At 42.6% G+C, this 277-nt stretch carries 1 protein-coding gene; it reads left to right on the top strand.

Annotation, left to right across the window (positions count from 1 at the left end; all coding sequences use genetic code 11):
* Positions 1 to 87: 87 nt before the first annotated feature.
* A partial coding sequence (locus AAEY93_RS20520; protein ID WP_351079496.1) for a hypothetical protein occupies positions 88 to 277 on the top strand: 190 nt, incomplete at its 3' end.

Here is a 277-nt window from a genome sequence, read left to right as displayed (position 1 = left end):
ATATTATGCGGTTATTAATCTTGATTATTAGTGATTGATAACGATTTTTTATCTCAATTATCTGTAGCACCATTAATGGGGAAAACTATGTCATTGAAAGCTTTCAGCGCAAATTTACCTTCTACCAAGCTTACTTTACCTATTGCCGTATTTGGCATGATGTTAGGACTTGCAGGTTGTAGCAATTCCTCTACGACGGAAGAGAGCGTTGAGGCGGAAGGCTCAGCAGCGAGTAGCGAGCAAGAAGTGGCGAATGATGGCGCGACGAGTGCTGAGG

Origin of the sequence: Shewanella sp. CAL98-MNA-CIBAN-0140, from assembly GCF_040309905.1 — a bacterium.
Lineage (GTDB): Bacteria > Pseudomonadota > Gammaproteobacteria > Enterobacterales > Shewanellaceae > Shewanella > Shewanella psychromarinicola.
The sequence above is the reverse complement of the archived record's forward strand: the minus strand, read 5'-3'. Positions and strand labels throughout refer to the sequence as shown.